Source organism: Methylobacterium sp. WL19 (genome assembly GCF_008040005.1).
Taxonomy (GTDB): domain Bacteria; phylum Pseudomonadota; class Alphaproteobacteria; order Rhizobiales; family Beijerinckiaceae; genus Methylobacterium; species Methylobacterium bullatum.
The window spans coordinates 1-1,240 of record NZ_VRVC01000269.1; the positions used below are offsets into that span (position 1 = coordinate 1).

At 61.7% G+C, this 1,240-nt stretch carries 1 protein-coding gene; it reads right to left on the minus strand.

What is annotated here, in order from left to right:
* Positions 1 to 30 precede the first annotated feature (30 nt).
* Positions 31 to 1,178 (minus strand): IS3 family transposase gene (locus FV220_RS24980; RefSeq protein WP_147833582.1). Its coding sequence is split into 2 segments (ribosomal slippage): positions 31 to 920 and positions 920 to 1,178, totalling 1,149 coding nucleotides; the frame shifts between segments, so codons are not numbered across the junction.
* Positions 1,179 to 1,240: the final 62 nt, after the last annotated feature.

The following is a 1,240-nucleotide window of genomic DNA, read 5'->3' on the forward strand; positions in this document are numbered from 1 at the left end:
TGGCCTGCTGCTGGTTCCGTGGACACGATCCTAAGCTAATTGGGCCTGTTTTTCGAACTCGATTGGGCTGACGTAGCCGAGGGTCGAGTGTCGGCGGGCCGGATTGTAGAAGCGTTCGATGTAGTCGAACACGTCGGCCCGAGCCTGGTCCCGCGAGCGGTATGTCTTTCGAGCCGTCCGTTCGGTTTTCAGCGACGAGAAGAAGCTCTCCATCGCGGCATTGTCCCAGACGTTTCCGGATCGGCTCATGGAGCAGGTGATGCCGTGATCCGCCATGAGGCGCTGGAACGGTTCGCTCGTATACTGGCTGCCCTGATCCGAGTGATGCAGCAGGGTATTCGGCTTGCCTCTGCGCCAGACAGCCATCAGCAGAGCGTCGGTGACGAGTTGGGCTGTCATGCTGGCCTGCATCGACCAGCCCACGACCCGGCGTGAGAACAGATCTATGACGGCCGCCACGTAGAGCCAACCTTCCGCCGTCCAGATGTATGTGAAGTCGGCGATCCACTTTTGGTTCGGCCGATCCGCTTCGAACTTCCGATCCAGGATGTTGGGGGAGACAACGGAGCGCTCGCCCTCATCCTTGGGCAGGCCGCGCCGTCGTGGCCGAGCCCGCAATGCGTTCTCTCGCATGAGCCTCTCAACCCGATGTAGCCCGCAGGAGATGCCGTCCGCGAGCACGTCGTGCCAGATCCGACGCGCTCCATAGGTGCGGTCGCTTGCCGCGAAGCTCGCCCGCACCTTCAACAGGATCGCGGCGTCGTCCTGGGCTCGCCGGCATGCCTGTCGGGTGAGCCAGGCATGGAAGCCGGACCGGGAGACGTCGAGGGCGTTGCACATCCAGGCAACCGGCCAGATCGAGCGATGCTTGACCACGAAGGCGAACTTCATATCGCATCCCTCGCGAAGTACGCCGCGGCTTTTTTTAGGATATCGCGCTCTGCCTTCAGACGGGTGACCTCTTTACGCAGGCGCTCGATCTCGACCTGCTCAGCCTTCATCTGCCCAGGATCGGGAAACGCCTCGGCCGGATCGTACGAGAGCTCCCTCACCCATTTGCGCAGGACGTTCTCATGCACGTCCAGATCACGGGCAGCTTGAGCGACCGAAACGCCCCGCTCCTTGATCAGCCGAACCGCTTCGACCTTGAACTCACGACTGAACTTGCGACGCTGCATTCCACACCTCCGATTCCATTATGACACCCAGACTGGGTGTCCACGGAACCGGAAGCAGGCCA